The organism is Microvirga massiliensis, assembly GCF_001006805.1.
Lineage (GTDB): Bacteria > Pseudomonadota > Alphaproteobacteria > Rhizobiales > Beijerinckiaceae > Microvirga > Microvirga massiliensis.
In genome coordinates this window covers 188,123-210,640 of sequence record NZ_LN811363.1, presented here as the reverse complement: position 1 = coordinate 210,640, position 22,518 = coordinate 188,123, and the positions used below count along the sequence as shown (strand labels likewise).

The following is a 22,518-nucleotide window of genomic DNA, read 5'->3' as shown; positions in this document are numbered from 1 at the left end:
GCGAATGCCTGCCGCAACCATCCATTGCAAGTGCCAACGGAACGGAGGGGAAGCGGTGCGTCTCCCCCCTGTTCTCCCTGGCACAAAAATAATCGGAATGGACGGGTTTGCCTTGCAACGAGTTCGCCCAAACTATCCATAAGAAAGCTGATCGGCTGCCAAGGAGCGTGAGTTGAGACAGCCGACGCCACAAAGAAACCTGCAACGGGGGTTCCCGCGAGAGTCTTCTCGAACTGTGGAGGACTGGCAATGCGTTCCCCATTCGTCATCCGTGCGACTGCTGCTGTTATATCCCTTGCCATCCCGCTGCATGCGGAGGCCCAGCCCCGCAAGCGCCAAGCACTGGGGCAGGGCGGCCCGATGGTCTTGCGAGTAACACCACGCAGTTTTCTGGACCCGGGCACGGTTGTCCCGGTCGGCTCGCTCGATCGGACGACGAGCGGCTACGGTCAGGCGCAATCCTATCTGCTGATGCCCCCCTACGATCCGACGCGCGCCAAATTCGGGCTTTATCTCCTGCCTAGCCCGATTTTGAACGGGCCCTATGTGGGAGCGACTAATCCTTTCGGTCCGGTCGACTACGTCGCTCCGCGCGGCTTGGCGCGGTAAGCGAACCCAAAGGTCAGCTGAAAGTCAGGCGCGTTTCGACAGCTTGCTCGGAGCAAGTATGACGCAGGCCGCAAGGTAATAAAGAGGCCCGGCGCTTGGCCGGGCCTTGTGTTTGTGGATGCGATGCTCAGAACTTGAAGTTGAGCTTCGCGCGCACGACGCCGAACTCGTTGTCGTTGTTGTTGTCGAATGCCGGTGCGACGACCGCAACGGGCGCCCTGCCGGGGGTCGAGAACGTCCCGACAAAGCCATTGTTGAAGTTGTTATTGTCGCTATCGATGTTGATCCACAGGCCCTCGACCCCGAAGGTGACCGCCGAGGAGCCGAACCAGTTCACGGGCAGGGCCCACTCGACACCGCCGCCGACCACCCAGCCGGTGTTGTCCTCGGTGTAGGCGAGACCGCCGGTGGCGTAGATCAGGACCCGATCGATCGCGACGCCCAGGCGCGCCCGCACCGAGCCCCACCACTCCGGAGCGTTGCTATTAAAGACGCCGGGCACGAAGACGTCTCAGCCGGCAACAAAGCCGGGCGCCGGCACGAAGACGGCGTTGATGTTCTGGTCCGTATCGGCCCACTGGATGTCGGCCTCGGCACCGATCACGAATGACCCGATCTGGTAGTTGTAGCCGATCTGGCCGCCGCCGGTGAAACCGCCGTCGTCGTTGTTCGAGAGCGAGAGAGTGCCGCCGACGAAGCCGCGCCATCCCTGGACGAATGGGCAAGTCGAGAGAATGAACCCCACGCTCAAGGACGCCACCGTCAGGCGCTACTACTACGACATTTACGACCAACTGCGCGGCCACCTCGGTGACTTCCTGAGGGCCTATAACTTCGCCCGTCGGCTCAAGACCCTGAAGGGCCTCACCCCCTACGAATACATCTGCAAGATCTGGACATCCGAGCCGCAACGCTTCAGGCTCGACCCGATCCACCAAATGCCGGGACTAAACATCCGGCGACGAAGCCCCGCCGGGTGCATGCAAGCGCATCGTGCATGTGTCTCTCCTTCATTCTCAGCATTGGGGCTTGATCAGCGCACTGATCTCCTCGGGCGCCGCGAAGATCACGGAGGCGCGGTCGCCCATCATCCCGGCCCCGACGAGGGCCGGGGCGCCCTTCTCCGGTCCCTCCGGCCCCGAGTCCGTCTTGAAGCGCAGGTTGCGCTCCCAGAACTCCTGCGTCCTCCCGTCGGCGGTGGTGACCCGGTAGGTGTCGCCGCAATGGCCGATCGCCTGCACGCGATCCTCCGGGGCGAGCGTCCTCAGGTTGGGCACGGAGCCGCCGCCCATCATCTCGCCCGTTGCACCGCCGGGCGCGCTCCGGTCTGCCTGACCCGTGGCGGGAATCGTTCCCAGATAGGCGATGAGGTCCGCGCGCGCCTACGCATCCTTGATCCCTGGAAAGGTCATTCGGTTGCCCGGGATGTAATTCGCTGGATCCCGGAGCCACGGATCGAGGGTTTCCTCGGTCCAGGTCACATCGGACCCCTTCAGGGCCGGCGAATAGCGGTGGAAGCTCGCGAGCAAGCCCGCCTTGCGGCCCCAGATCCCGGCAAGGCTCGGCCCCGTCATGTTGCGGTCGGGCTCCAGGGAGTGGCAGGCCGCGCAGGCCCGGTAGAGCTGGGCGCCGCGGTCGGGATCGCCCTGCGCGGCTGCTGGAGCCGCGAGGACGGCGAGCGCGGAGACCGCAAGAGCCAGCCGGATCATGGCGGGCCTCAGCGGAAGAAGACGTATTTGACCAGGGCGGCGATCAGCAGAATCACCACGAGCAGGGCGACGATCCCGAACAGCCCCATGCCCCACATCATCCCGCCTCCCATCATGTCGTGCATCATGACTGTTCCTCCCGAGTCGAACAGATGCGGCCTGCCGCGCGACGGCATCACGCGACGGCATCCGGCCCTGCGGCCGGCATCGAACTCAGGCTTGCGGAGGTCGCGGAGGTGGCCCTTGGGCCAGGCTGTCCGGCAGGGCGTCGTTCCCCGGGATGAGGACGTGCGTGACGGCGATCTGGACCAGCATGGCACTCGCCGCGGCGATGCACTGCAAGGTCTTCGCCAGGCAGACGGACAGGAGTGGGCACGCCCTCAGGCAGTCCGGCGTCACGGGCCGCTCCGGTGGGCAGCAGTCCATGTCCCCGGCCATCGCCATGCCGTCGCCCGCCGCCATGGCGGCCATGGGCGAACTCATCCCCCCGGCCGATGCGGGCGCGGTGAACGGGGCGAGCACGAGTCCCAGGACCGCAAGGACCGGGAGCAGGCGCTGGATGGCGAGCCAGAACCTCACCTGGAGACAGTCCCACATCGGCAGCGGGCTGGAAAGGAGCATGCCATCACGAGCGCGTGCCCGGCGGGGCCGGGCCTCCGGCCATCATTCGTCGGTCGACAGAAACAAGCTGAACCCCGGCATCAACAGAGGGCGGAGATGAACAGGAATCATTCACACGCATCTTGGTGTTAAGCTCTTGCAGTTGAAGCGGACAGCCGCATCGGTCATCTTGTTGCGATGATCTAGCAATTATCGGCCGGCAACGTCGTTCCACTTCAAGTTTAGGTTTGGACCACGGCTATAAACCTCTTATTCTCTTATTATTGAGAGGGCTGAATCAGTAACTTATCCCATCTGCTCCACCCGCGAGCGGAGGAAGCCCGCAGTCCCGCCAAGGACTACCCAGAAGACAAGGCTGACTACGAACACCATGACCACGAAGTCATGCGCCAAAGCTTCGGGAACTGGCGTTTCGAAGCTATCCGGCTTCGGCGCACCGACGAGATGCGGCGCAACGATGAGTGCGACGGCGAGGATTGCGAGCGGCAAGGATTTCTTGAAGACGAGCAAGGCCAGCCCGATACCCGTCGCAACCGCGGTCGCAATCCACCAGGCCTGACGCTGGTCGAGTTCAGCTGCCGGCATGGCCGGCAACTCGGGAGGAAGCCCGACGCCGGGTGCCAAGGTAAACACGGCAAAACCTGCCAGCCCCCAGAATATCCCCTGACGCCACCCGATCATCCCGCCCGCAATCTCGGACGCTGCCACGAGCAAGAGCGCAAAACCAATGGCCGTCACTATGTTGGCAAGTGCGGTGTAGGCCGAGCGCTCGAACCCATTCTCCGGCGTCCAGCCTTCGTCATGGTCGTGAAGTTGAGAAGTTGCCGCCACATTTGGCGCAGCGGCATGATTGTGAGTCGATTCGGCAGATTCGAACGTTTCGGCCTTCAGGATCAGAGGAACGGTGCCGGCGTACTGCATGACGGTCATCGCAAGGCCAGCGACGAGTCCTGCCAGTGCGGCGATGAATACGATGTTCCGAAAGACCGCCATCGCCCTCGCCCTCAGTGGCAGGGGAAGGCAAGAGAATGGCGCACGTCGTGCGACGCGTTATGAATGGCCTCGATATGCGAGAAGCCAGCGAATCCGACAACGAACAGGCCGAGAAATGCGGCGAGACCGATCTGGGTCAGGCGAGAAGCCGAGGCGACGGATGTTTGGATCGGGAGCGTCTGCTGAGTGTTCATCTTCCATCCTTTGTCCTCCACCCGAGGACTTTGCGAGGTACTTCCGATGCCGGCAGGTCTCCTGGCTCACGGATCAGCGTGTTTCCTCTTGCCTTCCCGGAGAATCCCAGTGGCGCGTCGAGGAACACTCTCCGCCTACAGTTGCGGGGGCAGCCGCGGCATTGGGCGAAAGTCGCCCGCACCGCATTCCCTTTTTCTTCCCCGAGAGGGGATCCGACCTCTCAGCTATAACCCTATTTCATTGAATCACAAATGCAAAGCTGGCGAGTTCTCGACCTGATTTCTTGGCCAGTCCGGTCTTCATGATGCGTCGGGAGGCAAGCTCATGGCCCGCCGGATGTCCCGGCTCGTCAGATGGAAGTTCTCCCCGTCAAGGACTCGACCTCTTCGGATTTTGGCTTGCGCCGCCCGCTCGAAGGCATCCAGATTCGCCCAGAAGAATTTCTCACAGCTCTCTCGGGATGCCTCGCTGTCATGGAAGCGAAACGCGAGCCGGTGGACGAAGCAGCCACCCTGGTAACCTTTCGGCCTGAACACCAGTGCGTCGAGATCCTGCCGCCAGATCATGTCATCGAATGCATTGAGGCACATGCCGTTCAATACATCACCATGCACATTTCGGATCATTCTTCGGCTTTTCCATCCTTCAAGAGGTAAATGTCCATGATCCAACCCTTTTCATCTCGCATCCGTTTTCGGACAGTCTCGATCCGGTTGGCGACCTCCGCGACTCTTCCTGCGATCAGCGTCTCGTCAGGCATTCCGACATAGGCACCCCAATAGATGTAGGGATCCGCGGCTGGCGCGGACCGGAAGCTGTTCTCCGCATCAAGCATGACGACGGTATTCTCAGAAAGCCCAGTGCGGCCCTGGGTCAAGTTCCGACCGGTTGTGATGTGAACGGCCTCGCCGATTCCGTTCAACGGAATGCGGTGGGCTGCCGCCAAGGCTTGGATACTGCTGATGCCGGGAATCACCTCATAGTCGAACTCCACAGTGCCCCGCGCGAGGACATGCTGGAGGATTCTGATCGTGCTGTCATATATGGTCGGATCGCCCCATACGAGGAAGGCGCCGCGTTCGTCCGACCCGAGTTCGTCGCGGATCACGCTTTCGACAGCAGCTGCCCTCGCTCGATGCCACTCATCGACCGCGAGTTTATAGTCCGCCGATTGTCTATTGCGCTCTGGATCGCGGACACGGACAATCCGATAGTCTGGATTCTCGATGAAGCGACGGCATATCTCTTCACGAGCAACAGCCAGCTCGCTAGCGGCCGGCCCCTTGTCGATGAGAAAGAAAACATCGACGTCGTTCAGAGCCTTAATCGCCTGAACAGTCATGTGGTCGGGATTTCCCGACCCTAGGCCGATCACATAGAGCTTCCTCATTGATTGCTCTCAAGGCTGGCCTGAACCGGTTCGGCGGCGATAGAGACCTGAGAACAATTAGGACAAGTTCCAGGTCAAGAGCAAGGATGAGGTGAGCTACCCTCACCGCTGCCACACCAGCGCATTGAGATCCCCGTCACGCAGCCGTCGAACACCCGGGATGAGCTTCAGGCTACCAGAGAAGTATAGCGAATCGCGCTGCGCCCAGTTTTGGACCGAACCGAGGCAACCCGATCGCGGTGGAGACTACGCCGGCAGTTCCTTGTGAGAGCTTCTGGCTCGAGCGTCGGTCGGTTGCTCGCCATCGTTAGGAGGCGACCAGTTCCTGATCGCTTCGTCGAGGCGTGACCAGGCCCACCCGGGCCCGGGCAACCCGAATCTCAAAAGCCTAGGATTGCTTTGGAAGCGTCTGACCCAGATGCCATGTCGGCCGAGGTAGGAGAACAGCTCTGGTCCATCGTCCGTTTCAACAAGACGGTATAACGTCGTGCCTCCGAGTGCCCCCTCGGCTACGCGCAGCAGCATCGCGTCCAGCCGTCGAGCATCCTCAACCCGCGCTTGAGCGGCAGCAACGCGCCATTCACGATCCCGCAATGCGCGCCGTCCCAACTCGATCGCGGGACCAGACACAGCCCAGGGACCGAGAGCTGCGCGAATTCTGGACGCTATGGCTTTCGGTGCAATAGCAAATCCGAGCCGCAAGCCCGCGAGTCCGAAAGTCTTGCCGAAGGAGCGAAGGATGATCGTATTCGGCGGTTGGTGCGCAACCAGCGTCGCATCGTCATCAAAATCCGCAAAGGCCTCGTCAACAACGAGCCATCCGCTGCACCGGTGAAAGTGCTCGGCCAGTTCCAGAAGTGTCTGCCGCGCGATAAAGCGTCCATCCGGGTTGTTGGGATTCACGACCACGAGAACATCGCTTCCAGCTGCATCAGTCAGCGAAGTAACCTCTACGACTTCGTGCCCCGCTCTGCGCCAAGAGACGGCATGCTCCGCATAGGTTGGGCCTAGCACGGCAACCCTCGAGCGAGATCGCAGGAGCGGTAAAAGGCTGATCAAAACCTGGGTGCCAGGAGCTGCCACCACGGCTGCCGTGTCACTTGTCCCGTAAGCTTCAGCGGCCGCAGCCTCCAGATCAGCATGTGCACCGGGCGGTGGAAGGCGCTCCAGAAGATGGGATGGCAGTGCGGGTAAGGGATAAGGTATTGGGTTGATGCCGGTCGACAGATCTATCCAGGGTTTCGGAGCGTCAGGAAAAAGCCGTTGAGCCTCATCGAGATCACCCCCGTGCCAGATTTGCTTCTCGCTCATTCGACTCCAGTGCTCCCGCCCGACACTCTCGTGCTTGTGACTCTTGTCCTCCTAGTAGAGGCTGCACTCGGCTACTCCGACAAGGTGTACACATGGATCGGCCATCCCGTCAGTTGGATAGGGCGGCTGATCTCGGTTCTCGACAGACTCCTGAACCGGGAGACGTGGTCTGCAAGATGGCGACGGGCTGCCGGCATTCTCGCCCTGGGACTGCTCCTAGGGCTCACAGGACTTGCGACTGTCGCTGTGGGAGACCTGCTTCTCGCCCTGGGGCCAATCGGATTGGTAGGTTTCACCCTCGTCACAAGCAGCCTTCTCGCCCAGCGCAGTCTCCATGAGCACGTTGCGGCGGTAGCGGCGAGCCTGCGGGAGCGGGGGCTCGACGGAGGTCGGGCGGCCGTATCGATGATCGTCGGGCGCAATCCTCAAAGCCTTGATGATGCCGGCGTCTGCCGCGCCGCGATCGAGAGCCTCGCTGAAAACTTCTCCGACGGAGTCGTGGCTCCGTCCCTCTGGCTCGCGGTGAGCGGGCCCGCTGGCGGAGCCTTATACAAGGCTGTGAACACCGCCGACAGCATGATCGGACACCGCACGCCTCGACACGAGGCATTTGGCTGGGCCTCGGCCCGCTTGGATGATCTGATAAATCTTCCCGCCTCCCGGCTCTCGGCCGCGCTCATTATTGCCGCGGCTGCACTGCACGAAGGCGCCTCTCCCCGCAATGCGCTGCGAGCCTTGAAACGAGACGCTTCGCATCATCGCTCCCCGAATGCGGGCTGGCCCGAGGCCGCTATGGCCGGTGCACTCGGACTGAAGCTCGCCGGGCCCCGAGTCTATGGAGAGGTTCGCATAGAGGATCGCTGGATGGGTGACGGACGCACGAACGCGACGCCGGCCGACATCGATCGAGCTCTTGCCCTCTATCGGACCGCCTGCGCGCTCCTGCTTTTGCTCGTCGCAGGTCTTGCCGGTCTCGCCTGGCTCATCGTGCGCTGATCGCGAGGAGTTGGTCACAGTCGATATGGGCGCCGAGGTGGTCGGCCAGTCGGTCCAGGATCTCGTCCACGAGAGCCTGGTAGTCGAGCCCGCTGTTCGGCGCACCGAGCATCTCGAGCCACCGCATGCGCTGGCGGTCATCTGCAAAAAGACCATGCACATAGGTTCCAGCAATGCGCCCGTCGGCGGACACCGCACCGTCGGTCCGTCCCCCGCAAAGCTGTGCAAAGGGGCGCTCGGTCGCGCCCGCCCCATCCGTCACCCCAATGTGCATTTCATAACCGCAGAACGGGGTACCGTCGGGCATCGTGGTGCCCGTGACATGCCTGAGCTGCTTTTCAGGCATCAGCGTAGTCGCCACGTCGAGCAGCCCCAAGCCCTGCACTGCGCGCCCGGGTGGCCCCTCGATGCCGTGCGGATCCTCGATCAAACGTCCCAGCATCTGATAGCCCCCACACAGCCCGAGCACGCGTCCGCCCCGGCGGTAATGGGCCGCAAGATCGATGTCCCAACCCTGCTCCCGAAAGAAGTGCAAGTCTTCGATGGTGCTCTTGGAGCCAGGCAGGATAACGAGCGCCGCTGACGCGGGGATCGGCATGCTCGGTTCGATCAGGGCAACAGTGACGCCAGGCTCGTCACGGAGTGGATCGAGGTCATCGAAATTGGCGATCCGCGGTGTCACCGGAACGGCAATCAGAACGCCTTTATCACGTCTCTCCACCGCTTCGTCACGCGGTCCATCACGCCTCAGTCCGAGACCATCCTCTGCCGGCAGACGCGCGGCATCGGAAAAGTGGGGCACAAGGCCCAGCGCCGGCCAGCCGGTCCGCTCCGCGATGAAGCGCATCCCGTCCTCGAACAGCGTCGGGTCGCCGCGGAAGCGGTTCACGATGAATCCGCGAATCATCGCGGCGTCGGTCTCGTCGAGCACCGCCCTGGTGCCCACAAGGCTAGCAATGACTCCACCGCGATCGATGTCGCCAACCAGCACGACGGGAACGCCCGCGGCATGAGCGAAACCCATATTGGCAATGTCGCCGGCCCGGAGATTAGCCTCAGAGGCCGAACCGGCCCCTTCGACGAGGATGAGATCAGCTTCTCGCGAAAGCCGGCCAAAGCTGTCGAGGACCGCCTCGAGCAATCGCGGCTTCCAGAGTTGATACTCGCGAGCCCGAGCCGTGCCGATCATGCGGCCCTGCACGACGACTTGGGCGCCGACCTCACTCTGGGGCTTCAGCAGCACTGGATTCATGTGGACACTCGGCGGAATGCCGGCGGCCCGTGCCTGGAGGGCCTGTGCCCGCCCGATCTCGCCACCATCCGCCGTGACGGCAGCGTTGTTCGACATGTTCTGCGGTTTGAACGGACGCACCCTGAGGCCGCGCCGCGCGAAGAATCGGCATAGGCCCGCCACGAGGAGCGACTTGCCGACATTCGAGCCGGTCCCTTGGACCATGAGGGCCCGCATCAGAACTCGATGCCTTCCTGAGCCTTCACGCCAGCCGCGAAGTGGTGCTTGACGAGGGTCATCTCGGTCACGAGGTCGGCGGTCTCGATGAGATCAGGTTTGGCGTTGCGGCCTGTCACGATGACATGGAGATCCGGCCGCCGCTCCCGCAGGACGGCGACCACCTCGGCGAGCTGGAGGTAATCGTAGCGCAGCGCGATGTTGAGCTCGTCCAGGATGAGCAGGCGAATGTCCTCACGGTCCATGAGCTCCTTTGCCTTGCTCCAGGCGCGCCCGGCCGCCGCGACGTCGCGGGCCCGGTCCTGGGTTTCCCAAGTGAACCCCTCCCCCATGGTGTGCCACTCGATTTGATCGGCAAAGCGCTCCAGGGCGAGCCGCTCACCGGTCTCCCAGACTCCCTTGACGAACTGCACCACGCCGACCCTGAACCCTCTGCCGAGCGCTCGCAGCATCAACCCGAAGGCGGCCGTGGACTTGCCTTTGCCCGGCCCCGTGTGAACGACGAGAAGCCCCTTCTCGAGGGTCTTGGAGGCAACCTCCCGGTCCTGGACCTCCTTGCGCTTGATCATCTTGGCACGGTGGCGTGCCGCATCGTCCGTGGTCATCTCGTCCTACTTCACCGTCATAGAGAGGCCGGCCACCATGAACAGCACCCGGTCCGCTTGTGCCGCGAGCCTTTGGTGCAGGACGCCGACATGATCCCGGAAGCGCCGCGCGAGAGCATTGTCGGGCACGATTCCAAGGCCGACCTCGTTCGATACCAGTACGAGCGGCCTTGGTGCCCCGCCGCAGGTCTCGACGAGTTCACGGATTGCGGCGTCAACGTCGCGCCCGGCGAGCATCACGTTGGTGAGCCAGAGCGTCAGGCAGTCGACGAGTACCGGCGCGCCGGCGGGCGCATCCCGGATTGCTCCCGCCAGATCGAATGGCTCATCTCGCGTGATCCAGCCGTCCGGGCGCCGGCTGCGGTGAGCCGCGATTCGCTCACGCATCTCGTCATCGGACGGCTGGGCCGTCGCAAGGTAGATCCAGGGAGCCGCCCAAGTCTGGACCAGCGCCTCCGCGTGGCGGCTCTTACCCGAACGTGCGCCTCCCAGCACGAGCGTCAGGCGGTTGCCGGCCAGCGGGTCGGCGCGAGAACCGAGATCGGCTTGAATCGTCATCGAGGTGGTATAGCGGTCAACCGCTCCTCCCGTCACGCTCCTTCAAGGTCCACCTCACCCACGGCGGAATCGCCTCAGTCCTGGCCGCTCGCTTTCGGCCTCGGACGGTGATCGCGCCTCAAGACATAGAACTGAGCTGGACCCGGTTGCAGCGCGGCCGTGCGAGCGCTATCGTCCGGCCGACGGTGCCCTGGAAACAGGGTGAAAAGGGAATGCGGTGTGAAACCGCGGCTGCCCCCGCAACTGTAAGCGGAGAGTCCTTTCTTGGTGAGCCACTGGGTTGTCCCGGGAAGGCATGAGCAAGGACATCGACCCGTGAGCCAGGAGACCTGCCGTCGCCTTCTGCTTCTGTCGGACCTGCCGGACGGGGTGTACCGGTAACGACTCCTCGAGCGATGACCCTCGTTCGATCCGTCCGTGGAAGCTCATCCGGTCCTCGCGGCCGCCCGACGGAGAGAACGATGCCCACGCCTGCCCTGTCGAAGACCGCTCGTCCCGTCGTCCTGGCCCTCACCCGCGCCTTTCGCCTCCCGCATGGCCGCTTCTAGCCGGCCTCTGACCTCTCGTCGTTTCGCCCCCGGCCCTCGCCTGACAAAGGCAATCTGATACCATGACCACCGCCCCGGAGATTTGCCTCCACGTTTGCGTGACCTGCCGCCCGCCCGGCGGGCCAGAGGAGAAGGAGCTTAGACCTGGTGCGATGCTCCACCAAGCGCTCGCGGCCGCAATCGCTCGGGACGGAGCGCCCTCCATCCGCCTGGAGCCGGTCGAGTGTCTCTCGGTCTGCAAACGACCGTGCACCGTGGCCATCTCGGCTCCCGGACGTTGGACATACATCTACGGCGATCTCGATCCTAAGACATCGGTCGATACAATCATCGAAGGGCTACGACGCTACGCCGCGACCGCCGATGGCCTTGTGCCCTGGCGCGAGCGACCGGAGATCTTCCGGAAAGGTGTTGTGGCTCGCATTCCACCAACCAAGACAAGCAACGCCGCTTGAGGAAAACGGCGCGGAAACAGGAATCTCTACGATGAGCAGCTTCGCGAAAACGCCTTGTACGATCGTCACCGGCTTTTTGGGCGCCGGAAAGACGACGCTCGTGCGCCATCTTCTCGAGAACGCACGCGGCCGCCGGCTCGCGGTGCTCGTCAACGAGTTCGGTGATCTCGGCTTCGACGGCTCTTTCATCGAAGGCTGCGGCATCGAGGGTTGTACGCAGGACGATATCGTGGAACTACCGAACGGATGTCTGTGCTGCACCGTGGCGGATGATTTCGTTCCCGCACTCAACAAGCTCCTGAACCGACCGAAGCCACCCGAACACATTCTGATCGAAACGTCAGGGTTGGCTCTCCCGAAACCCCTGGTCAACGCCTTCAACTGGCCTGACATTCGCTCCCGGGTGACGGTGGATGGCGTGATCGCGGTTGTCGACGGCCCCGCCGTCGCATCGGGTGCTTTCGCCGAGGATCCGGCGGCGCTTGCAAACCAGCGCACGCTCGACGTGTCCGTGAACCACGACAACCCGCTCGAGGAGGTGTTCGAGGACCAACTCCTCTGCGCAGACCTCATCCTTCTGAACAAAACCGATCAGATGGACGAGACAGACCGATCGCGCGTCCGCTCTGAAGTTCGGGGGCACCTGCCACGGGCGGTCAAGGTCATCGAGACCGCGCATGGCAGCGTGGATCCGGCCGTTATCCTGGGTCTCGGCGCCGCGGCCGAGTCCAATCTCGAAGCCCGCCCGTCGCATCACGAGAGTGCAGACGACCATGATCACGACGATTTCGAGAGTTTTGCCATCCCGGTTGGCCACGTGGACAATCCGGAGGCCCTGGAAATCCGGGTGAAGCGTGCGGCCGAGGCTGCCGGCGTCCTGCGCATCAAGGGCTTTGCGCCTGTCCGGGGCAAGCCAATGCGGCTCGTCGTCCAGGGGGTAGGACGGCGCGTGGCACATCATTTCGACCGGGCGTGGAGGCCGGACGAGGCACGGGACGGACGCATGGTCGTGATCGGCCTCAAGGGATTCGACCGCGACGCCGTAGAGGCGGCCCTCCGCGGGTAACATGCACCTCCTGCCGGTCACGACGATCTCCCTCGATGAGGGTGGCGAGGCGGTCGATCTCCGTCAGCCCCCGGGAGATATCGTGGTGCTCTCCTTCGCGGATAGCGATCTGTCCGCCCTGGCGGCAGCCCAGGGTCGGAGTTCACCTAGTGCTCCCACGCTGCGCCTCGCCTCCCTCCGCCGATTGCGCCATCCGCTCTCGGTCGACCTCTACGTGGAGGCGACCGCAGCAAAGGCGCATTTCGTGCTCGCGCGCTGTCTCGGCGGTCTTGATTACTGGCGATATGGCCTCGAACGCCTGAAGGCGGCGTGCAGCGCGCGTGGCGTGAAGCTCGCGGTTCTTCCAGGCGACGACCGCCCGGACCTACGCCTCGCCGACTATGCAACCGTCGATGCCGCTCTTTGCGATGAACTCGAAGCCTATTTTCGAGCGGGCGGCGTCGAAAACCTGGCTCGGCTCCTTGGCCGCATCGCGGCCGAGATCGGGCGTTCAGCCGGCCCCTTCGAGCCACCCCGTCCCGTGCCTCGTGCGTTCGCTTGGACGCTGGCGCACGGCCCCGAAGATCCAGAAACTGTTATCGCCCGGTTGTCCCCGGCGCGGCCCCTCGCCTGCCTTCTGGTCTATCGCTCTGCCGTACTCGCCGGCGATACGGCTGCTGTGGTGTCGCTCGCCCATGCTCTTGCGGAGCGCGGTCTCGATGTGCTTGTCCTTGCCGTCTCCAGTCTGAAGGACCCGGAGTCCTTGATGGTGGTGCAACGGGCAGTCCGTGCTCGTCGCCCGAGTGTCATTGTGACCACAACCGCGTTTGCTGCTCGAGACGATGCAACCTTCGTTCTCGATGATGCGAACTGTCCGATTCTCCAGGTTATCCCGAGCGGCAGCACCCGAGAGGCCTGGGCCGCATCCGCACGCGGGCTGTCTGCTGTGGACATGGCGATGCAAGTGGCCCTCCCTGAATTCGATGGCCGGATCGGGTCAGGCGCGATCTCGTTCAAATCGGAAGCCGACCCGGATCCCGCGCTTGCCTTCGCCCGCCGGGTACAGGAGCCGGATCACGCTGGCATTGCCTTCGTTGCGGATCAAGCGGTCGCATGGGTTCAACTCGCCAGGAAGCCTCGTGGGGAAAGACGTCTCGCGCTCGTCCTGTCTGACTACCCGGCTCGCGGTGGGCGAGCGGGCTTCGCCGTAGGTCTCGACACTCCGGCGAGCACCTGCGGCATCCTCGATGTGCTGGTTCAGGCCGGTTACGATGCGGCCCGGGATTTCACCCCGCGCGATCTCATGCTTCGCCTCATCAATGGCGAGCCGGTTTTGAAGATCCCGATCGCAACCTACAAAACGTGGCTCGCCTCTCTTCCCGCGGAACGACAGGCCCAACTCGACGCTGTGTGGGGCAGCCCTGAGGCTGATCCGGCCATCCGCGACGGCGCCTTCCAGTTCCGGGCTCTGCGCGCCGGCCATGTTCTCGTGGCCTTGCAGCCCGATCGGGGCCATGGCGGGGATCGAAAGAGCCGGTATCACGATCCGGACCTGCCCCCGTCCCACGCATATCTTGCATTCTACTTCGGATTGCGGTGCCTCGAGCAGATCGACGCCCTGCTGCATCTCGGCACACATGGCACCGCCGAGTGGCTGCCCGGCAAAGCAGTGGCCCTGTCCCCCGATTGCTGGCCTCGCCTGGCGATAGGGCCGATACCGGTGATCTATCCATTCATCGTCGACGACCCGGGCGAAGCCGCACCTGCCAAGCGCCGGATCGGCGCGTTGACTGTGGGCCATCTCCCACCCCCGGTCGCGCAGGCGAGACTGCATGGCGAGGCGGCCGCCCTGCGCGACTTGGTCGAGGAATTCTCCTCGGCTCAGACACTCGATCCTCGCCGCGCCGACCTGGTCGCTTCTGAAATCCTGGAGCGCGCGCGTGTGAGCGGCCTCGCAGCGATTTGCGGAGTCGAAAATGTAACTTCGATGGATGAAGCCCTCACCCGACTGGACGCCCATCTGTGCGATCTCGGCACGGTCACGATTCGGGATGGACTGCATGTATTCGGGCAGGCCCCCGAAGGCTTCGAGGCCTGTGCGGTGGGCGAGCGGCAAGGCCTGCTAAATGCGCTCGACGGTCGGTTCGTACCACCGGGACCCGCGGGGTCGCCGTGGCGCGGTCGCGCCGACGTCCTGCCGACTGGCCGCAATCTCACGACCCTTGATCCACGTGCTATTCCGAGCCGTGCCGCAACTGCGCTCGGCTGGAAGGCCGCCACCGAAGTGGTGCGACGCCATCTGCAGGACGAGGGTGATTGGCCGCGTCGGATCGTAATGGATCTATGGGCCTCGCCTACGCTCCGGTCCGGCGGTGAGGACATGGCGCATGGGCTGGCCCTTATGGGCGTTCGTCCGACCTGGGACCATGCTTCGACCCGCGTGACCGGTTTCGAGATCGTGGCCCAGCCGCTCCTGGAATGGCCGCGTGTGGACGTGACATTTCGCGTGTCGGGCGCGTTCCGTGACACATTCCCGGATCAGATCGCGCTGCTCGATCGGGCCGTGAAAGCCGTGGCGACCCTGAGCGAGGACATGGAATGGAATGAACTCGCGGCTGCACGCCGTCGGGGCGAGCCTCTGGCGCGCGTCTTCGGGGCGGCCCCGGGCGCATATGGTGCCGGCGTAGCAGACCGTGCGCTGGATGGAATTTGGACGACCCGGGAGGATCTCGGCCGCACCTATCTGGCGAACACGTCGCACTCCTTCGGGCCCGAGGGTGCGCCTTCCGAAGACGGGACCTTTCAAGATCGGGTCGCCAGAGCCGAAGCCTTCGTGCATGTCACCGACGTGGCCGAACGGGATATCCTGGATGGCGATGCCGTGGCCGATGCGATGGGTGGTTTCGCAGCCGCAGCCGCGGGACTCGGAAATCGACCTGCTCTCTACAGTCTCGATACGAGCTGCCCCGAGACACCAAAAGCCCGTAGTCTGCAGGAAGATGTCGATCGGCTCGTTCGTGGACGGTTGACCAATCCGCGTTGGATTGCTGCGCAACTGCGTCACGGCTGGCGAGGCGCAGCTGAAATCGCGCAAAGCGTCGACGCTCTTTGCGCCTTCGTAGCGACTACGGATGCGGTCGGACCGGTGACCCTCGACCTCGTCTTCGCGGCTCTGATTGCAGACGAGACCGTGCACAATGAACTGCATGCGGCGAACGATGCGGCCGCTCAGGCCATCTGCGACCGACTGGCCGAGATTCACCGAAGGGGCTTGTGGGAGAGTCGCCTCAACTCGATTACCGCTTTTCTCGAGCGGCCCGGTGGTCAGCAGGAGCCGCCGAATGACCAGTGAGACTGCCGTCCATCATCGCCGAGGCTGGTGCCCCGGCGTCCGCCGCCCGATGGCCACGGGTGACGGGCTGCTCGCCCGCATCTACCCGCTTGGTGGCGTGCTGAGCGCCGCGCAGACTCGCCTCCTGGCGCAAGCGGCGCGGACACACGGCAACGGGCTGCTCGACGTGACGGCCCGCGGCAACCTGCAGATCCGCGGTCTGCGGGAGGAAACCTACCCGATCTTTCTCGCCAGTCTCGAAACGGCCGGGCTCGTCGAACCGGCGGGCGACGGACCGTTCCGGCTCACCGTCGTATCCCCTGTTGCCGGGACAGACCCTGCTGACCTCGTCGACACCCGTGCCCTGGCAAACTCCATCGAAGCTGCTGCTGCCGCCCTGCCAGACCTCCCGCCAAAGATCTGTGTTGCCGTCGATGGTGGCGGATGCATACCGCTCGACGAGGTCGGAGCAGACATCAGTCTGCGTGCCGTCCGGTCATTCGGAGAAATTGGACTTGCCCTCGGACTTGCGCACGGGAGCACGATTCGCTGGATCGGTACGACATCCCCGGACCGCACGCCTGAAGCCGTACTCGCCCTTCTGAGACGCTTCGCCGAGATGAGACGGTCGGGAAAAACGAATGTTCGGCGTTTTCGAGATCTCGCAACCGAGCTGGTCGTCAATTTGGGCAGCGTCGTGGGTCTCGCTCCCGTGATGCCGCCGATGTGCCGAAGAGCAGCACCTCGCGCAGGGATCATCCCTCTGGTCGAGGGCCAGGCAGCCCTCTTAGGTGCGCTGCCTTTCGGACGATGCCATGCAGCCCAGATTGATACAGTCGCCGATTGGGCGGAGCGTTTCGGACGTGGCGAGGTTCGCGTGTCCTTTACGCGCGGATTCCTGATTCCAGGTCTGGCGCCAGAACAAGTTCGCGCGCTCGCAGAGGAAGCGCGCGGCGCTGGTTTCATCCTTGACCCGGCCGATCCCCGCTTGTCCGTGCTCGCGTGCCCGGGGCGTCCTGCCTGTGCAAGCGCCTTCACGCGAGTGCAGGCGGACGCTGCGCAGATTGCTGAATCCGCACGCAAGCTCCTTGCGGCAGGTATGACTGTTCACGTATCTGGCTGCACGAAGGGATGCGCCCATCCTCGAGCAGCCGCGCTGACCTTGGTCGGCAGCAGTGATGGCCTCTACCGCACGATCATTGGCGGCTCCGCACAAGATCCGGCGCTCTCCTCGTTGCCTCTCAGTGAAATCATAAGGCGTCTTCGTGATCTTCCAGAGTCCGGCATCCTTGCCGATGCATTCCACGAGCCCCTCTGATGCGTGAAGCACCCGCTTATGTCCGCGATGGCGCAGAGATTTACCGTCGCTCGTTTGCGATCATTCGTGCTGAAGCCGATCTGTCGCGTTTTGCTGGTGCGGCGGAGCGGGTTGTCGTCCGCATGATCCACGCCTGCGGCATGACGGACCTGCCAGCCGACGTCGAACTCTCACCTGACTTTGCGCATGCTGCAGAAACAGCATTGCAGCGTGGGGTATCGATCCTGTGCGACGCCAAGATGGTTGCAAACGGCGTGACTCGAAGCCGCCTGCCAGCTGGCAACGAGGTCGTCTGCACCCTCGATGATCCACGCGTTCCTGTGCTGGCGAAGTCGATGGATACTACCCGTTCGGCCGCGGCCCTGGAGCTGTGGCGCGAGCGCCTGGGCGGCTCCGTCGTCGTTATCGGTAATGCCCCGACAGCTCTCTTCCGTTTGCTCGAGATGCTGAACGAGGGCGTGCCGAAACCGGCGGCCGTGATTGGTATTCCCGTCGGCTTCATCGGTGCAGCGGAATCCAAAGTTGCCCTCGCGCGGAACGGGCGCCTGCCCTTCCTCGTAGTGCACGGGCGGCGGGGCGGAAGTGCCATGGCAGCAGCTGCCGTCAACGCACTCGCGAGCGCGGCGGAGTAAGGCGAGGATGAGCGAAAGTGTCCGCCTATTCGGCGTTGGTCTCGGCCCGGGCAACCCGGATTACATGACGGTTCGTGCTCGTACCGTGCTCGAGACGGCAGACCGGCTCGTCCACTTCTGCAAGCATGGACGGCGCGGCAATGCTCGGACCATTGCCGACGCAGTGGTTGGAGCAGACCCGGATCGGGAGATCGCGCTCATCTATCCCGTCACGACAGAAATCCCGGCAGAACATCCTGACTACGTCTCGGCCATCGGCACCTTCTATGAGGTTTCAACAGAGCGCCTGCTCGTCGAGATCGAATCTGGCAGCACCGTTGCGGTTCTCTGCGAGGGAGACCCGTTTTTCTACGGCTCCTTCATGCATCTGTGGCGGCGCCTCAAGGACCGTGTCCCGATCGAAGTTATCCCGGCCGTTACCGGAATGTCTGGCGCCTGGACTCGTGCGGGAATGCCGATCACATGGGGGGATGACGTGCTTACCGTCGTACCTGGCACTCTGTGCCAGGACGAGTTGGTGCGGCGCCTATCAGGCACTGACGCCGCTGTGGTGATGAAGCTTGGTCGCAATCTGGGGAAAGTGCGCGCGGCGCTCATCGCGACCGGCCTTCTGGAGCGAGCTGTCTATGTGGAGCGCGCCACGATGACGACTGAGCGGATTGTCCCCTTCGCCGCGCTGCCGGACGGCGAGGAAGCCCCGTATTTTTCCCTGATCATTGTACCGGGCCAGGGAAGGCGCCTGTGATGAACCAAGGACGACTCACGGTTGTCGGCCTCGGGCCAGGCGATCCTCGTTGGCTGACCCCTGCCACTGCGGAGGCGCTCTCTGCGGCAACCGATCTTGTAGGCTATGGACCATATCTGGCGCGCGCGCCCGAAGTTCCGGACCAGCGCCGGCATGCCTCCGATAACCGGGTAGAAGTCGAGCGAGCACGCCTGGCGTTGGAACTTGCGGCACAGGGACGGCGCGTGGCTGTGGTATCGGGTGGAGATCCTGGCGTCTTCGCCATGGCGGCGGCGGTATTCGAGGCGCTCGAGACGGGTGATCCGGCCTGGCGCAAGCTCGAGGTCCGTGTCGAGCCCGGTGTGACTGCCATGCTCGCTGCGGCGGCCCGCGTCGGTGCACCGCTCGGCGGCGACTTCTGCGCCCTATCGCTGTCGGACAACCTGAAACCCTGGGATGTGATTGAAGCGCGTCTGCGTGCGGCGCTCGGTGCTGACTTCGTGTTGGCGCTCTACAACCCGATCTCATCAACCCGCCCTTGGCAGCTTCGCACTGCGCTGACAATTGCTGCCAAGATCCGCGGTCCGAACACACCCACCATCTTCGCGCGTGCCGTGGGGCGGCCCGACGAGCGCATCGCAGTCCTGGACCTTGCCGACGCAGACCCGTCCACCGCCGATATGGCGACCCTCGTCATCATTGGCGCAAGCACGACCCGGCGCATCGAGCGGGAAGCCGGACATGCACCTTACATTTACACGCCGCGCTTCTACGGAGCGGGCCGATGAAGCCGCTCGAGCCAGCGGACGGCCGCCTCCGCGGTCTCCGCTTCTTCGACTCCCACAGGCTTCTGCGGGCGAGCCACCACGATCACAGGAAGCCCCAAGGCCCGCGCTGCCGTTATCTTCGGGTAGGTCGCCGTCCCACCGGAATTCTTCGTCACAATCACGTCTATGGCTTCGCGCTCCATGAGCGCACGCTCCGTGTCCTCGATGAATGGCGCGCGGGCGCGAATCGCAATGACATGTGGCGCATCAAGGGCATCGCCGATCGGCTCGATGCTTCGCACCACATAGGTATGCTGCTGGGCGGCCGAAAAGGGATTCAGTTCGAGGCGACCGATGGTCAGAAAGACGCGCCGGGGCGCCTCTCCCAGAGCCTGAACGGCCTCGATCATCGATGGGACTTCGATCCAGCGGTCACCGGCGGTCGCAACCCATGGAGGACGCCGCAGGGCAAGGAGTCGGACGCCAATGCGGTCGCAGGCTTCTGCCGCATTGTGAGACATTCGAGCGGCAAACGGGTGCGTTGCATCGACGACTGCAGCAATCCTCTTCTCCATCAAGAAATGGACGAGCCCGTCGATGCTGCCGAAGCCGCCGATCCTGGTCGGGATAGGGGCGGGTCGCGGATCGCTCGTTCGGCCGGCGAGCGACAGCAGCGGGCTAAGGTCGGAGCGCCCCGCGAGACATGCGGCAAAAGCGGAAGCCTCGGTCGTGCCGCCCAGAATGAGGATGCGCATGAGCGCTTTGTCCCTGAAACCTGAGCGAGTGTCGAGTGGGGCTCCGAGACGACCGTGGCTCACCATTGTGGGCATCGGCGAGGATGGCCGGATGGGTCTTTCGCCCGCAGCACTCGCAGCTCTCGACACGGCTGAGTTCGTCGCCGGAGGGACACGCCACCTCGCGCTTGCGGGGCCGCTCGCTGCACAGAAATTCCCTTGGCCGAGCCCGATCGCAGCAGGCTACGAAGCTATCCTCGCGCGCCGGGGCCAGCCAACCTGCATCCTGGCGACTGGTGATCCCTTCCACTACGGCGTTGGAGCGGAACTCGCCCGGTTCATCTCCGCTGACGAGATCGTCTGCCTGCCACATCCGTCGGCCTTCAGCCTTGCAGCCGCACGTCTGGGCTGGTCGCTTCCCGAGTGCGACTGCATCAGCCTGCACGGCCGGTCCCTGGAGCGGATCATCCCCCAATTGCAGAGGGGCACCCGGATCTTGGCCCTCTCCTGGGATGGATCGACACCGAACCGGGTTGCAGCGTTGTTGCGGCAGCGAGGCTTCGGGTCCTCGATCATCACCGTGCTCGAGGCGATGGGCGGTCCGCACGAGCGCACCCGCCGCGCTGTGGCGAATACCTTCGAGCTGGCCGATATCAATCCCCTGAACACCATCGGAATCGAAGTCGAAGCATCACCAGGGACCAAGGTCGTCTCCCTGGCTCCCGGCCTTGACGATGGCTGGTTCGAAAATGACGGTCAGCTCACCAAGGCGGAGATGCGCGCCCTGACGGTCTCAGTCCTCGAGCCCCATGCAGGTGAGCTCATGTGGGATGTTGGTGCGGGAGCAGGCTCGGTCGGAATCGAGTGGTGTCTGCGACATCCGACAAATCGCTGCCTCGCCATCGAGGAGCGGGCAGACCGCGCAGAGCGAGCGCGTCGCAATGCGCGTCATCTCGGAGCGATCCATGTCGATGTCATCATAGGCCGAGCGCCGAGCGCGCTTGCCGGTCTGCACGTGCCCGACGCCGTCTTCATCGGCGGCGGTGCATCTGACGAGGGCGTCTTCGAAGCCTGCTGGAGGGCGCTCAAACGAGGGGGCCGCCTCGTTGTCAATGCCGTGACGATCGAAACCGAAATGCGGTTGGCGGAACTTCATTCCCGTTACGGCGGTGCGATGCGACGGATCTCGCTGTCGCGCTTGGAGCGGGTCGGCGGCATGCATGGCTGGCGGACGGCGATGCCCGTGACGCAATGGGTCGTGACAAAGCCATGATCGTCGCTGGCGTCGGTTTCCGCAGCAGCGTCGATGCGGACGAAATCGTAGCGCTCGTGGAGCGCGCCCTTTTGCAGGCTGCCCTTCAATGCGAAGCGCTCGACCGGCTCGCCACGATTGAGCCGCTCGCGGCCATGCCGCCTTTTGTCGAGGCCGCGCGCCGCTTGTCCACAGCACCAGTAGGTGTCGAAAGAGCGGCACTCGAGGGCGCAGCCCATGCGGTACAAACCATCTCGGCGCGGGCTCTGGCTGCCCACGGGGTCGGGTCTGTAGCGGAAGCCGCAGCGCTTGGAGCCGTTGGGTCTGGTGCGGTACTCGTTCTCAAGCGCATCACGTCAGCCGCGGCGACCTGCGCGCTTGCTCGCGACACCACCACGGCCGAGGAAGCACATTCATGACTGTCCATTTCATCGGCGCTGGCCCGGGCGCTGCCGATCTCATTACGGTGCGGGGCCGCTCCCTCATCGAGCGTTGCCCCGTCTGTCTCTACGCGGGCTCGATCATCCCGCGTGAAATTCTCGACTGGTGCCCACCAGGTGCACGGCTCATCGACACCGCGCCACTCGATCTCGAAGCCATTACGTCCGAATATCTGCGAGCATACGAGCGGGCTGAGGACGTTGCACGGCTCCACTCCGGTGACCTCTCAATCTGGAGTGCGCTCGGCGAGCAAATCCGGCGCCTCGATCACCATGGGATTCCCTACACGATCACGCCCGGTGTGCCCGCCTTCGCGGCTGCCGCCGCTGCCCTGGGAAAGGAGCTCACCATCCCCGAGGTCGCGCAGTCTGTCGTTCTTACCCGCACCTCCGGTCGCGCCTCGGCCATGCCGGAGACAGAGCGCCTCGCCGCCTTCGCGGCCACACGAGCAACCCTGGCGATTCATCTCTCGATCCATGTCATCGAGCGGGTCGTAGAGGAGCTGCTGCCGGCTTATGGCGCCGATTGCCCGGCAGCCGTGGTCTGGCGCGCCTCCTGGCCTGACGAAAGGATACTGAAATCCACTTTGGGCTCCATCGCTCCGCTCGTCCGGTCCGCGAATCTGGAACGCACTGCGCTGATCCTCGTCGGTTGGGCCCTTGATGCTTCTGACTTCCGGGAGAGCGCCCTCTACTCGACAGGGTACGACCGGCGCTTCAGGCCCAGCCCAGAGAGAGCTTCAAATGAGCCCGGCAAGCTCAGGTGACACGATGGAACGGCACCCGCCCGGCCAAGTCGCAGGCTCCGATAGTCCAG

The 22,518-nt window shown here is 63.9% G+C and carries 26 protein-coding genes, 1 pseudogene and 2 riboswitches; of the genes and pseudogenes, 13 read left to right on the top strand and 14 right to left on the bottom strand.

What is annotated here, in order from left to right:
* Positions 1–249: 249 nt before the first annotated feature.
* A complete protein-coding gene (locus BN1233_RS33315; protein ID WP_048709788.1) occupies positions 250–609 on the top strand; it encodes a hypothetical protein in 360 nt (119 codons plus the stop codon).
* Between the two features lie 127 nt (positions 610–736).
* Here BN1233_RS33315 and BN1233_RS43680 read toward each other — a convergent pair whose 3' ends face one another.
* Positions 737–1,111, bottom strand: coding sequence for an outer membrane protein (locus BN1233_RS43680; RefSeq protein WP_147707692.1), 375 nt, complete (start codon positions 1,109–1,111; stop codon positions 737–739).
* A gap of 9 nt (positions 1,112–1,120) precedes the next feature.
* Positions 1,121–1,360: a hypothetical protein gene (locus BN1233_RS46250; protein ID WP_147707691.1), complete on the bottom strand. Its 240-nt coding sequence runs from the start codon at positions 1,358–1,360 to the stop codon at positions 1,121–1,123.
* On the opposite strand from BN1233_RS46250, the pseudogene BN1233_RS45240 reads away from it, so the two are divergent.
* Positions 1,302–1,562 (top strand): annotated as a pseudogene (locus tag BN1233_RS45240) (integrase core domain-containing protein); the annotation flags it as partial. The gene BN1233_RS46250 and the pseudogene BN1233_RS45240 sit on opposite strands and share 59 nt — an antisense overlap.
* 63 nt (positions 1,563–1,625) lie before the next feature.
* Here BN1233_RS45240 and BN1233_RS50140 read toward each other — a convergent pair.
* The 8 genes from BN1233_RS50140 to cobD all read right to left on the bottom strand — a co-directional run bounded on the left by BN1233_RS50140 (position 1,626) and on the right by cobD (position 6,828).
* On the bottom strand, positions 1,626–1,886 hold the full coding sequence (locus tag BN1233_RS50140) for a hypothetical protein (RefSeq protein ID WP_244470998.1): 261 nt from the start codon (positions 1,884–1,886) through the stop codon (positions 1,626–1,628).
* A 105-nt stretch (positions 1,887–1,991) separates the two neighbouring features.
* A complete protein-coding gene (locus BN1233_RS50135; RefSeq protein WP_244470997.1) occupies positions 1,992–2,318 on the bottom strand; it encodes a c-type cytochrome in 327 nt (108 codons plus the stop codon).
* 213 nt (positions 2,319–2,531) lie between these two features.
* Positions 2,532–2,939 (bottom strand): hypothetical protein, encoded by a 408-nt coding sequence (locus BN1233_RS33300; RefSeq protein ID WP_048709781.1) that lies wholly within the window; start codon positions 2,937–2,939, stop codon positions 2,532–2,534.
* Between the two features lie 285 nt (positions 2,940–3,224).
* A complete protein-coding gene (locus tag BN1233_RS33295) occupies positions 3,225–3,932 on the bottom strand; it encodes a CbtA family protein (RefSeq protein ID WP_046867920.1) in 708 nt (235 codons plus the stop codon).
* 11 nt (positions 3,933–3,943) lie between these two features.
* Complete coding sequence (locus tag BN1233_RS33290) at positions 3,944–4,126, bottom strand: CbtB domain-containing protein (protein ID WP_046867919.1); 183 nt, start codon at positions 4,124–4,126, stop codon at positions 3,944–3,946.
* Positions 4,127–4,160: 34 nt separating this feature from the next.
* Positions 4,161–4,359: riboswitch (cobalamin riboswitch) on the bottom strand.
* 67 nt (positions 4,360–4,426) lie between these two features.
* On the bottom strand, positions 4,427–4,753 hold the full coding sequence (locus BN1233_RS48730; RefSeq protein ID WP_244470996.1) for a hypothetical protein: 327 nt from the start codon (positions 4,751–4,753) through the stop codon (positions 4,427–4,429).
* Complete coding sequence (cobF, locus tag BN1233_RS33280) at positions 4,750–5,517, bottom strand: precorrin-6A synthase (deacetylating) (RefSeq protein WP_046867918.1); 768 nt, start codon at positions 5,515–5,517, stop codon at positions 4,750–4,752. Before cobF ends, BN1233_RS48730 begins: the two co-directional genes overlap by 4 nt.
* Before the next feature lie 246 nt (positions 5,518–5,763).
* On the bottom strand, positions 5,764–6,828 hold the full coding sequence (gene cobD, locus BN1233_RS33275) for a threonine-phosphate decarboxylase CobD (protein WP_074078418.1): 1,065 nt from the start codon (positions 6,826–6,828) through the stop codon (positions 5,764–5,766).
* Here cobD and cbiB point away from each other — a divergent pair.
* Positions 6,790–7,824 carry an adenosylcobinamide-phosphate synthase CbiB gene (gene cbiB / locus BN1233_RS33270; RefSeq protein WP_244470999.1) on the top strand — a complete coding sequence of 345 codons (1,035 nt, stop codon included), beginning with the start codon at positions 6,790–6,792 and terminating at the stop codon, positions 7,822–7,824. The two genes, cobD and cbiB, sit on opposite strands and share 39 nt — an antisense overlap.
* Here the strand turns inward: cbiB and BN1233_RS33265 are convergent.
* Genes BN1233_RS33265 through cobU form a run of 3 tightly spaced genes read right to left on the bottom strand, consistent with a single transcriptional unit; the run spans position 7,811 to position 10,455 of the window.
* The gene (locus BN1233_RS33265) at positions 7,811–9,280 is read right to left on the bottom strand and encodes a cobyric acid synthase (RefSeq protein WP_046868018.1); all 1,470 of its coding nucleotides are present in this window, start codon (positions 9,278–9,280) and stop codon (positions 7,811–7,813) included. The genes cbiB and BN1233_RS33265 overlap by 14 nt on opposite strands.
* A gap of 11 nt (positions 9,281–9,291) precedes the next feature.
* A complete protein-coding gene (cobO, locus tag BN1233_RS33260; protein ID WP_046867916.1) occupies positions 9,292–9,897 on the bottom strand; it encodes a cob(I)yrinic acid a,c-diamide adenosyltransferase in 606 nt (201 codons plus the stop codon).
* Positions 9,898–9,903: 6 nt separating this feature from the next.
* Positions 9,904–10,455, bottom strand: coding sequence for a bifunctional adenosylcobinamide kinase/adenosylcobinamide-phosphate guanylyltransferase (cobU, locus tag BN1233_RS33255; protein WP_187144433.1), 552 nt, complete (start codon positions 10,453–10,455; stop codon positions 9,904–9,906).
* A 166-nt stretch (positions 10,456–10,621) separates the two neighbouring features.
* Positions 10,622–10,806, top strand: a riboswitch (cobalamin riboswitch).
* Positions 10,807–11,065: 259 nt separating this feature from the next.
* On the opposite strand from cobU, the gene BN1233_RS33250 reads away from it, so the two are divergent.
* From BN1233_RS33250 to cobJ, 7 genes are read left to right on the top strand one after another with little or no spacing between them, the layout of a single operon-like run.
* Complete coding sequence (locus BN1233_RS33250) at positions 11,066–11,458, top strand: DUF1636 family protein (RefSeq protein WP_046867915.1); 393 nt, start codon at positions 11,066–11,068, stop codon at positions 11,456–11,458.
* Positions 11,459–11,489: 31 nt separating this feature from the next.
* Positions 11,490–12,524 carry a cobalamin biosynthesis protein CobW gene (gene cobW, locus BN1233_RS33245; RefSeq protein ID WP_046867914.1) on the top strand — a complete coding sequence of 345 codons (1,035 nt, stop codon included), beginning with the start codon at positions 11,490–11,492 and terminating at the stop codon, positions 12,522–12,524.
* A 1-nt stretch (position 12,525) separates the two neighbouring features.
* Positions 12,526–15,855, top strand: coding sequence for a cobaltochelatase subunit CobN (gene cobN / locus BN1233_RS33240; protein ID WP_046867913.1), 3,330 nt, complete (start codon positions 12,526–12,528; stop codon positions 15,853–15,855).
* On the top strand, positions 15,845–17,152 hold the full coding sequence (cobG, locus tag BN1233_RS33235) for a precorrin-3B synthase (RefSeq protein WP_046867912.1): 1,308 nt from the start codon (positions 15,845–15,847) through the stop codon (positions 17,150–17,152). The genes cobN and cobG overlap by 11 nt, the downstream gene beginning before the upstream one ends.
* On the top strand, positions 17,152–17,784 hold the full coding sequence (locus BN1233_RS33230) for a precorrin-8X methylmutase (RefSeq protein WP_046867911.1): 633 nt from the start codon (positions 17,152–17,154) through the stop codon (positions 17,782–17,784). The genes cobG and BN1233_RS33230 overlap by 1 nt, the downstream gene beginning before the upstream one ends.
* Positions 17,785–17,791: 7 nt before the next feature.
* A complete protein-coding gene (locus tag BN1233_RS33225; RefSeq protein WP_046867910.1) occupies positions 17,792–18,529 on the top strand; it encodes a precorrin-2 C(20)-methyltransferase in 738 nt (245 codons plus the stop codon).
* Positions 18,529–19,296 carry a precorrin-3B C(17)-methyltransferase gene (cobJ, locus tag BN1233_RS33220; protein ID WP_046867909.1) on the top strand — a complete coding sequence of 256 codons (768 nt, stop codon included), beginning with the start codon at positions 18,529–18,531 and terminating at the stop codon, positions 19,294–19,296. Before BN1233_RS33225 ends, cobJ begins: the two co-directional genes overlap by 1 nt.
* Here cobJ and BN1233_RS33215 read toward each other — a convergent pair.
* Positions 19,278–20,030: a cobalt-precorrin-6A reductase gene (locus tag BN1233_RS33215; RefSeq protein ID WP_052764035.1), complete on the bottom strand. Its 753-nt coding sequence runs from the start codon at positions 20,028–20,030 to the stop codon at positions 19,278–19,280. The two genes, cobJ and BN1233_RS33215, sit on opposite strands and share 19 nt — an antisense overlap.
* Between BN1233_RS33215 and BN1233_RS33210 the strand changes: the two genes are divergently transcribed.
* From BN1233_RS33210 to cobM, 3 genes are read left to right on the top strand one after another with little or no spacing between them, the layout of a single operon-like run.
* On the top strand, positions 20,029–21,282 hold the full coding sequence (locus tag BN1233_RS33210) for a bifunctional cobalt-precorrin-7 (C(5))-methyltransferase/cobalt-precorrin-6B (C(15))-methyltransferase (protein ID WP_046867908.1): 1,254 nt from the start codon (positions 20,029–20,031) through the stop codon (positions 21,280–21,282). The two genes, BN1233_RS33215 and BN1233_RS33210, sit on opposite strands and share 2 nt — an antisense overlap.
* Positions 21,279–21,680, top strand: coding sequence for a cobalamin biosynthesis protein (locus tag BN1233_RS33205; protein WP_048709778.1), 402 nt, complete (start codon positions 21,279–21,281; stop codon positions 21,678–21,680). Before BN1233_RS33210 ends, BN1233_RS33205 begins: the two co-directional genes overlap by 4 nt.
* Positions 21,677–22,468, top strand: a complete 792-nt coding sequence (gene cobM, locus BN1233_RS33200) for a precorrin-4 C(11)-methyltransferase (protein ID WP_046867906.1) — start codon at positions 21,677–21,679, stop codon at positions 22,466–22,468. The genes BN1233_RS33205 and cobM overlap by 4 nt, the downstream gene beginning before the upstream one ends.
* Positions 22,469–22,518: the final 50 nt, after the last annotated feature.

Coding starts and splice junctions, on each gene's coding strand:
- BN1233_RS33315 (WP_048709788.1), top strand. CDS start 250: ATGCGTTCCCCATTCGTCATCCGTGCGACTGCTGCTGTTATATCCCTT.
- BN1233_RS50135 (WP_244470997.1), bottom strand. CDS start 2,318: ATGATCCGGCTGGCTCTTGCGGTCTCCGCGCTCGCCGTCCTCGCGGCT.
- BN1233_RS33300 (WP_048709781.1), bottom strand. CDS start 2,939: ATGCTCCTTTCCAGCCCGCTGCCGATGTGGGACTGTCTCCAGGTGAGG.
- BN1233_RS33295 (WP_046867920.1), bottom strand. CDS start 3,932: ATGGCGGTCTTTCGGAACATCGTATTCATCGCCGCACTGGCAGGACTC.
- BN1233_RS33290 (WP_046867919.1), bottom strand. CDS start 4,126: ATGAACACTCAGCAGACGCTCCCGATCCAAACATCCGTCGCCTCGGCT.
- BN1233_RS48730 (WP_244470996.1), bottom strand. CDS start 4,753: ATGATCCGAAATGTGCATGGTGATGTATTGAACGGCATGTGCCTCAAT.
- cobF (WP_046867918.1), bottom strand. CDS start 5,517: ATGAGGAAGCTCTATGTGATCGGCCTAGGGTCGGGAAATCCCGACCAC.
- cobD (WP_074078418.1), bottom strand. CDS start 6,828: ATGAGCGAGAAGCAAATCTGGCACGGGGGTGATCTCGATGAGGCTCAA.
- BN1233_RS33265 (WP_046868018.1), bottom strand. CDS start 9,280: ATGGTCCAAGGGACCGGCTCGAATGTCGGCAAGTCGCTCCTCGTGGCG.
- cobO (WP_046867916.1), bottom strand. CDS start 9,897: ATGACCACGGACGATGCGGCACGCCACCGTGCCAAGATGATCAAGCGC.
- cobU (WP_187144433.1), bottom strand. CDS start 10,455: ATGACGATTCAAGCCGATCTCGGTTCTCGCGCCGACCCGCTGGCCGGC.
- BN1233_RS33250 (WP_046867915.1), top strand. CDS start 11,066: ATGACCACCGCCCCGGAGATTTGCCTCCACGTTTGCGTGACCTGCCGC.
- cobW (WP_046867914.1), top strand. CDS start 11,490: ATGAGCAGCTTCGCGAAAACGCCTTGTACGATCGTCACCGGCTTTTTG.
- cobN (WP_046867913.1), top strand. CDS start 12,526: ATGCACCTCCTGCCGGTCACGACGATCTCCCTCGATGAGGGTGGCGAG.
- cobG (WP_046867912.1), top strand. CDS start 15,845: ATGACCAGTGAGACTGCCGTCCATCATCGCCGAGGCTGGTGCCCCGGC.
- BN1233_RS33230 (WP_046867911.1), top strand. CDS start 17,152: ATGCGTGAAGCACCCGCTTATGTCCGCGATGGCGCAGAGATTTACCGT.
- BN1233_RS33225 (WP_046867910.1), top strand. CDS start 17,792: ATGAGCGAAAGTGTCCGCCTATTCGGCGTTGGTCTCGGCCCGGGCAAC.
- cobJ (WP_046867909.1), top strand. CDS start 18,529: ATGAACCAAGGACGACTCACGGTTGTCGGCCTCGGGCCAGGCGATCCT.
- BN1233_RS33210 (WP_046867908.1), top strand. CDS start 20,029: ATGAGCGCTTTGTCCCTGAAACCTGAGCGAGTGTCGAGTGGGGCTCCG.
- BN1233_RS33215 (WP_052764035.1), bottom strand. CDS start 20,030: ATGCGCATCCTCATTCTGGGCGGCACGACCGAGGCTTCCGCTTTTGCC.
- BN1233_RS33205 (WP_048709778.1), top strand. CDS start 21,279: ATGATCGTCGCTGGCGTCGGTTTCCGCAGCAGCGTCGATGCGGACGAA.
- cobM (WP_046867906.1), top strand. CDS start 21,677: ATGACTGTCCATTTCATCGGCGCTGGCCCGGGCGCTGCCGATCTCATT.